General features: G+C 41.0%; 5 protein-coding genes. 4 read left to right on the forward strand and 1 reads right to left on the reverse strand.

The annotated features are described in order from the left end of the window. Positions 1-17 precede the first annotated feature (17 nt). Genes K9V48_RS15960 through K9V48_RS15975 form a run of 4 tightly spaced genes read left to right on the forward strand, consistent with a single transcriptional unit; the run spans position 18 to position 6,598 of the window. Complete coding sequence (locus K9V48_RS15960) at positions 18-1,322, forward strand: toprim domain-containing protein (RefSeq protein ID WP_224140023.1); 1,305 nt, start codon at positions 18-20, stop codon at positions 1,320-1,322. After that, positions 1,298-2,728 (forward strand): hypothetical protein, encoded by a 1,431-nt coding sequence (locus K9V48_RS15965; protein WP_224140024.1) that lies wholly within the window; start codon positions 1,298-1,300, stop codon positions 2,726-2,728. The genes K9V48_RS15960 and K9V48_RS15965 overlap by 25 nt, the downstream gene beginning before the upstream one ends. Beyond that, on the forward strand, positions 2,700-3,395 hold the full coding sequence (locus K9V48_RS15970; protein ID WP_224140030.1) for a hypothetical protein: 696 nt from the start codon (positions 2,700-2,702) through the stop codon (positions 3,393-3,395). The genes K9V48_RS15965 and K9V48_RS15970 overlap by 29 nt, the downstream gene beginning before the upstream one ends. Further along, positions 3,392-6,598 (forward strand): AAA family ATPase, encoded by a 3,207-nt coding sequence (locus tag K9V48_RS15975; protein ID WP_224140025.1) that lies wholly within the window; start codon positions 3,392-3,394, stop codon positions 6,596-6,598. Before K9V48_RS15970 ends, K9V48_RS15975 begins: the two co-directional genes overlap by 4 nt. Before the next feature lie 826 nt (positions 6,599-7,424). Here K9V48_RS15975 and K9V48_RS15980 read toward each other — a convergent pair. Further along, positions 7,425-8,390, reverse strand: coding sequence for a hypothetical protein (locus K9V48_RS15980; RefSeq protein ID WP_224140026.1), 966 nt, complete (start codon positions 8,388-8,390; stop codon positions 7,425-7,427). Positions 8,391-8,687: the final 297 nt, after the last annotated feature.

Below are 8,687 nucleotides of genomic sequence, written 5' to 3' on the forward strand. Positions count from 1 at the left end.
ATAAACGAGGGATCGGCATGATAGAAGAGTCGCTGTATACATATATTCAACAATTTATTCTTAAAAGTGGCGAGGAGCTGGAGTGGAATCAACCTACTAATGAAGATATTTTAATAGAAGGAAAAATCATCAAGCGTTCGGAGAGAACCTATCGAGTTCTCGGTCTATTATCGTTATCCATCCAAATGCCTAAAGCAGACGAAATGTTAATCGATCAGAAATTGGAAGCTTTAGTATTTACGACTAGAAAAAAAGTCAACCTAGATGATCGTGATCGTCAGACCTTTAGATGGTTAGAGGAGGGCTGGATTATAAAAGAAGTACGGTTTGAGAAGGATGAAAAAACGGTGCGCACATCCCATTATCGGATGGGGTTTCGTTTGTATCAGTATGAACAGGTAAAACTTCAACAAAAGCTGGAGCAAACGCATAATGAATTTTTCAACATTAAGAATGACCTCCTAGCAATGTGCGAGTCCAAAAGCGATAAACAGCAAAGAGACCTTGGAATCCAAAACATAATCAAGATAATCAATCAACTCAATCCGAATGAACTAAGCACATCTCTTTATTTTTCAAAAACGTGGCCTTTGCGGAAAAGACTAAAATATTTACACTTCGTTCGCGCATTTTGTCAATTATCTTTTCAGAAGGAGGAATTCGACTGGAAGGAAATTGGGGCAGCGTATTTTCAAAAAATCGGAGGGTCAAAGGAGTTTGATTCCTATAAGCAAGAGTTTCTTGACCATTTAGAAGAGTGGGCTAATGTTCCGGTGGATGAGCTAGGCTTAACGAGTCTCGGTCAAATTACACCGGTCTTTTTTGCTGGGCAGCTAAGTGGGAAGTATGCTGCTTATCATTGGGGAGCCGTTCATGCCTTAACACATTTAGCGATTGCGACGGAAGCATATGAAACAAAGGCGACGACACTTTGGTTAGTTGAGAACCGTGCGATCCTGACTCGGATGTCGGCAGCGGAGCATTTTTTGAAAGAAACGAATTCTCTCATGATATGTATTGATGGGCATTTACGTTCCGCCCACAAAAAGGCGATTTCACAAATTTTATCTAACAGCAAAGTTGAACAAGTGATCATTTGGTGTGATTACGATTTAGACGGATTGCATATTTCAAAAGAAATACACCGAGTTGTAAACCAATATAACGAACTCACTCTAAAGTGGGTATTGCCAGATCAGCAGGTGACTGGTGACAGCAATCAGTATGAACAATATGTAACGAGCTTTTTACAACATAACAAAATGGAGCAGGAACGAATACTGGGAGGTGAGGAGCAGTGGAAAAGCTGGATTCTGGCTTAATCTCTATTTTTAAATCAACGGAATCAGCTCCAGAAATCATGCAGTCGATGAAGGATATTTCGTCATTAGCAGGCGTTTTAAGTGATTTAGGAGCGCAAAACTTTTTTCAAACGCCAGGTGAAATTCTTAGATTTTTAAGACTTATTCAACTCTTAAATGAAGAAGCTCTTGGCTTGGATGATCCGATTGAAAATGCAGAAACCGTCTATTATCGTTATCGAAATCGGTATGATGATCTAGAGCCGCCTTCGAAAAAAAGAGTCGAGCAAATCATTAATGTCTTAGTGAAAAACAATTGGATTTCGAAACAAACGAGAAGGATTAAAATGCGAGATGTTGGAAAGCGGATGATGGATGCACTGATTCGCCTTGCCAATGATTCTCTTGCTTATTATATGAACGATGATATCGGACGAGCATTGTTTCAGGCTAGACGTGATGCAGATATTAGTGAAGCCTATGATGACAACGGTATCTCAGGTGGAAATAAAATTGCGAGCATGATTCGAAATGTGCAAGATGCAATTGCTCTTTTACGAGAGCGCGAGTTAGAGCTGCTTGCAGACCGCAATGCTTTACCACAGCTTGAGATCATCCACAAATTAATGAAAGATTTAGAGGTCAAGCTTGAGGAACGATATAGACAATTTCAAACGGTAGAGGATAGTTTAGTGCTAACGGATTTAATGCAAAGAGGGACAGCTGTTCTTGCAGAAGGAACGAACCTCAGTTTAGGGATGATCAACAAATATGTAAAGTTCACCAATATGCAAAAAACACCGTTAACCTCGACGATTCAGCCTGAAAAGGTCCGCGCTTTCATCTCGAATATGTTTGATCCCCCTCTTGATTCTGATATTCCTAATGCCCATCAACTATTAAGCTTTATGGAGCAAAATCAATATGAGGACGAGGCAATCGACGGGCTATGGATACCTGTGAAATTCGCTGCGCCTTTATCTCCGCTTGCCATCGATGAGGCGATTGAGTATTTAGAAACATATGAACCAGCAGTTGAGCCAATTGTGGAAGAAGAATCAGAGCCAGAATACGCAACCGAGGAAATGTCAGAGGAGGAGCTGGAGAGCTTGATGGTAGAATCAAACTGGCTGTTAACGAAGAACATGATTGATACGACAGCGATTGAAGCGTTTTTTGAAAAACAGGAAGAAGCACCGTTAGAGCAAGTGATCATCGAAGCAACGACGGATCAATGGAGTGATGCGATTAATGCTTTAACAGCCATTTCAGCGTTAGTGAGTAATAAAAAAGTAACGATCACAACGGATGAACAAAACAGAGAACATAAGGTTTTCGATAAAAAATGGGAGTGGATGAAGGATGGAGATGGATCAGACATTATTAAACGGAGAAGCGATGGCAAAAGAGATGAAAAATCCGAATGATGCTGCAGAAGCTATCAATGTGAATCCGTTAAATGTCATGCAGTCGATTAGAGGGATCTTGACTCAGGAAGAGGAGTTAACATTTATGAATATTCTTTTCTCCTCATCGGCTTCGATTCGATCCGGAAATTTTGGCTTATCCCGCAAAGAGGTGGAAAAACAACTTGGTATTTCAGGAGATGACGATCGGCTTATCTCTTTCATCACAAGGGTCAATCAAGCAATCAGTCGATACTTTCAATTAATTTATGATGAAAAGCGTGACCAAGTCGTAGCGTTAATGAGGGTATCTGCTCAATCTGCGCGGAACACCTTATCAAAAGAAAGCTTAGCGATTTTACTCTATATGTTTTACCAACAAGAGGTTTTGCAGCATGAGTTCACACTATTTGACCAATTACTAGATGCCCTCGGCCACGAAACGAAAAAAGCAAACCAAAGAGTACTCCTTAATATAGACCCTTTAAAGAAAATTGGTGCGATTGAAGATTATGAAACGAATTCATCAGAGCGGGCTTTTCAGCTTACAGCCATCGGCGTGCATCTTTTTTCTGATTCATTCTTGCGGAGAACGGCAGAATTCAGTCAGTCGAATCAGTTGAACAAAGAGGAAGTATTGAAATTTTTCAAGCGATACAATTTGTATCAGAAGGGAGAAAGCCAATGATACCGTGGAGAATGTCATTTTCAGGTATTCGTGATTATCGGCCGGAGCAGATTGATTTATCTGGAAGTGACGAGCATATCATGATTACCGGTCCAAACGGCTCAGGAAAGTCGACAATTACATATTGCTTAGGAGCTGTGCTCTATTCTTCAAAAGTAGATGTGGGAGGGTTAAAATCTCGAAATCTATTACCTGATCAAACCTGGAAAGCCCAAATTTCTTTCGTATTTAAAAATGAAGGCCAGATGAAAATTGATGCTGCCACATTCATTCAATTTACCTTAAGAATGGTTCAAGAGCCAGGACAACCGATAAAAAAAGAATACTCGATCTCAACAGGTGAGGAGATTGATCAGTGGGAGCATATTGATAAATATACATCAGGAGATCGTCAATTTAATTTTTCCGCTTATAAGCAAAGCCTACTCCACAAATATAAAATTGACCCTGATGCCTATTATTTGATTTGGTACCAGCAGGAGGTGAATCAATTTGCCGTCATGGATCCAGAAGAACGATTTCGGATTTTTAGCGAGATGCACGGAATTGATCAAACGCAGCGTGAATGGGAAGAAAGTATTGAAAAACTAAAGGAAACAACAGAAACGCTTAAGACAGCGAAGTATAGTGTTGATAATAAACGATTAGAGCTACAAATAAAAAAGGCTGATTTAGAGCGCTTTAAAAGTAATCAAGAACGTCTTACCCGTGGAGCAAGGCAATATACGGAAGCTCTTATTTTATTAGAAGCAGCTTTGAAAAAAGAGAGGAATAGTTTAGAAGGAATCATCGTGGAACTTTCCTCACATCTTGAAGAAGTTGAGGAAGCAATTTCTTCCAAGCAAGAAGAGAAAATAACCTTGAAGGAACAGCTGAACACGCTGCTACATGAAAAAGGACAGCTAGAAAGCAAGTTGGAAGAGACTGAAGGCTTACGGGAAGCATGTCATGGTGAAATTCACGATACAAAGCGGTCCATCGATCAGCTAGAAAACGAGCTTGAGGATTTAACGAAGCGGAAGAACCAAATTACTCGTACGGAAAAAGAAGTGCAGGGGCAGCTAAGTCAAGTGGGCAAGGAAATCGATGACACGAGCAACCAATTAGCCGATGTAGAAGAGCAGGATAAACAGCTGAAACAGTCACATTTTGATTTACTGAGTGAAATCACAAAATTAGACCATCAAGTACAAGAAGGCGAAAGGTTATACGAAGAGCATAGTAAAAGATTAGCAGAATACAAAAGTAGTCATAAGGTTTCAGCAACGATTAAGAAGCTAGAAGAGGAAATTCTTTCTTTTAAAAATGAACATTTCACATTAGCGAATAAGGTTGGAGAGCTAAAAACGGAAAAGCTTTCTTTACTAGAAAACCGTGATCTCTCTCAACGTCAAAGTGAATCAATCACCTATTTGCGCACGCGAAATATTAAAGCCTTTCCGCTTCGTGAATTGGTCGAATTGGATGAGCAGGCACAGCTAAATGATGAACAGCTCTTTCATACGATTAAATATACGATCTTTTTCCAAGGAAAACAGCTTCAGCCACCTAATGATCTTTACCATGTCCCATTAATGGACATCGTACCCGATCGTTCGATAAATGCGTTGCCTGAGCTGCATCTAAAAATAAAGGAAGGCATTAAGAATGAGGATATACCACATGCGATCAAAGCACTATGGTGGGTCGAGCAATTTTTCAAAAATGGTCCAGTTAAGATCCAAAATGGAAGCCTATATGATGCGATGGGGATTCGTGGACCACAGGAAAAAGAGCGCTATATTTTAAGTCAGAAAGCATTGATGATGAGAAAGCAAGAGGTGGACAAGCTTATCTCGATTAATGAATCCAGACTAGCAGAACTAGACGAGCTGATTAGCACTCATACGAAAAAATCTCAAGAGCTCAGCCGGATTATTCAGCTTGTAAGAGAAGCGGAAGCATTTATGGCCATGGAATATGAGCGGGAAAGTCGCAGCAAACGATTAGAGGGAGAGAAAAACAGCTTAGTAGAAATGGAGACAGTGTTAGGAGAGCTTGATGAAAACAAGACGAGCCTCAAGGTTCACTTGATTCAACTCGAAAATAAAGAGAGTGTCTTAAAGGAAGAAGCGAATTTTTACGAAGAGCTCGGGAAAATGAAAGGGAAGTATGATCACTTACTAAAGCTCGGGCAGCATTTGACCACGTTAAACAGTCAGCATGCACAGCAAAGTATCATTCTAGAAGGACTAGAGGATGATCTAGATAAGCTGGAACGTAAAATGAAAAAGCTCAAGCGGAATGAAGAACAGCTTGATGAGGACATTGAATCGTCCAAAAGCGAGCTGAAGAGAGTCACCAATCAACGACAAAATAAAAGCGATGAGAAGGAGTCGACGGCACAGCAGCTTGTGGCCTATATACAAGAAATAACGGACATGAAAGCTCTAGTTCCGCAGGTTTATTCAGAAATTGTCGATGAAGGACTCTCTGACCAGCTACCATCGACGGTAAGCTTAAAACATCAACGTGAAAACGGAAAAGTAATGTTTGACAATGCCAGAATGGAGTCAGGCATTGATCCAGCAGCACCGGAAAACTATGAAGCTGTTAAGCAAGAGTTTGAGCGATTGGACAATGAATACAAGCGTACAAATATTTTACTTGAGCAGGATCGAGAGCGAGCCGAGCAGCTAAAGCACAAGCTAGAAACAACGATTAATATGAGAGTCATGGAAATTCGCAGAAGATTTCAGTTGTATATGAGTCACTTTCAATTTGAAGGTGAAGTGGATTGGGAATCCTCCGTGGATAAAAGAGGACGCATCCACTTTAAGCTCTTCATCAAAGCTAGAAAAGAAGGCCACAGAGGAACAATGGAGGACGTCAGTACAAAGGCTCGTGGCGGTAAGGTCGGAAAAGGTGTATCAGGAGGAGAAGAGTCACTTAGTTCACTATTATTTGCGTTAGCCCTGCTACAAAACCTATCCTTCAAACCAGGATTCATTGTACTAGATGAATTCGACAGTGCCTTAGACGAAAACCGTAAATTAAAGGTATTTGACCTATACGTCCAGCAATTACAAAGAAAACTAATCATCCTTACACCAAAATCACACGAAGATCACTACCTAAAGCGCTTCTCAAAAGCATTGGTTGTTCAACACGACCCGACTATTCCGTCTAGTAAAATAGTGGGGATTGTGAGGAAGGATTCGTAATAGAATTGTACCTCAGCTCTTAGGACACAAGTTATTATCTGAGAGTGGAGAAGGTAAGGATAATTGTTATATAAGTAAACACATAGTTAGTATGTTTGGAAGCGTCAAAGTACAACTCAAAGTTTTTGACGCTTCTTTTTTCTGGTAAATATCCTTCATTGACGGTAATCTATTTATGAGAGAGTGAAATAAATTCCTTTGCTTTTCAGGTGCAAAGGGGGATACATATCATACTATAATGGAGATTTATATGCATTTGACTAAATTTGAAATCCTTTTCTCTATCATATAATCGAACAAGACCCCTGGGGGAAATGTCCCGAACCCCCGAAGTCTATTCAACTAAAAATTTTACAAAGGCAGGATGTCCGATAAAACTTTATCACACGCGGTTTCCATTATCCTAACCAGTCCCGATATTACGGACATGACTAAAAATATAATGTTGATAAAAGCTACCCGTTTTTTATAGTGTAGCTTTTTTATTTGTATTTGTTGTGTAATGACAATAAAGTCGTTTAAATTGATGGGTTGTTCCACAATTGAGCTTTATTGGAATAATGGTCACAAAAATAATCAAACTCCCTCATTAAAGCGTATTTTGATCAATCTTTTTTCAAAATACGCTCTTTCTTTTAATCATTTATTAAGGTTATTAGCATCAATTTGATCGAACATTATTCTAAAGCAACATCAAAGTCAAATTGAACTCTTTTATTCATAATTATCTCTCCTTTAAAACCATTCTTAAAGCTTTTGCATTATTGTAATCATGGTCTAACTATTTTTATGGGGAATTCATCTCCGTGGTTCTGTGTAATCAACTTCAGTTAGACTCATCTCGAAGGGCTCGACGGCGTTCGTGCAGCACCAGCAGGATAATCATCCCCATTATTACACCTAAGATGATGCCGGCTTGTGTGGTCAACAACCATGCCAATGGGTACTCTGGGGAGGGTGGCGCATCGAGTCGAACTGAAGATAAGGCGGAATAGAGGTTGTTGGAGAACAACGCTCCCGATGAAATCCATGCCGCTGCCATAGGGGGTAGAAACCACCTCGACCCACGGCGGGATGCTACCACCAGTATGCCCCACGCACCAGCAAAGGACCACACGCCTGTACTCAATGACAGCAGGTGCCACCACACATCGCGTTCACCCATGATTGCCGGGTCGATACCGAAAGAGCCGCCAACCGCCCAAAACACTTTGATGACACCGAGTAGAATGCAGCCGGCAGCGACGATCCTAGCCAAGGTGATCTGCAGTTGTCGAGTATTGCCCGGCAACTCCTTGTAGTCGGTTGTGCCACTCAGCGCCTCTGGCCAACGTGCCTTTGCATACCCCGCCAATGCAAGCGGCAGGAAGATGCCAATCCCGAAAAGTGAGATCATGACGAAGATCTGCTCGTATACCCAGAAGTCGGCGGCACCTGCCTCTTGATCCCGGATCATAGCTGCCGGGCCCAGAACCGGTGCAATCAACAGCATGGGAACGAGCAAACCGGTACCAACCCAAATGGGTAGAGCAACCAACCACGCAGGTAGCCGCTCCCCCCACGGCCTGCAGAACGCCATTGCAAGAAGGATACCAATCGCAGCGAGAACGGCGGTTACTGCGTTTATAATGCGCCAGCTGGCGTCACCCATTTGCTCGGTTGGAAGGAAGAGACCGAAAGTCCATACGATTTTGATCAACAGGTAAGGTGTTACTGCTATTGCGGCACCATAACCGCAGATTCTACGCAACCTCCTCAATCTTGAGGCCTGTCTCTCTGCACTAATTGTCATCTTCTCATCTCCTCTACAAGTTCTAACTCACTTTGTTTCATAATTATTCATTCACTACTATCCTAATGCCTTTAACGCTTTTAAACCTTTCTTGTACAACCATTTAAAACACCTATTATTTTGATCTATACATATTCAAATGTATTGGACAAGTTTATGTGAGGAAAACTGGGACGGTTCGAAGCCACTGAAAAAGTTCATTGAAAGAAAAAAAGAAGTTGATTACCTACTATATGTAGATGATCAACTCCTTTTCATTACTATATACACGTGGAAATACCTGTAAATCGTTCAAAG

It is taken from the genome of Metabacillus rhizolycopersici (genome assembly GCF_020075705.1).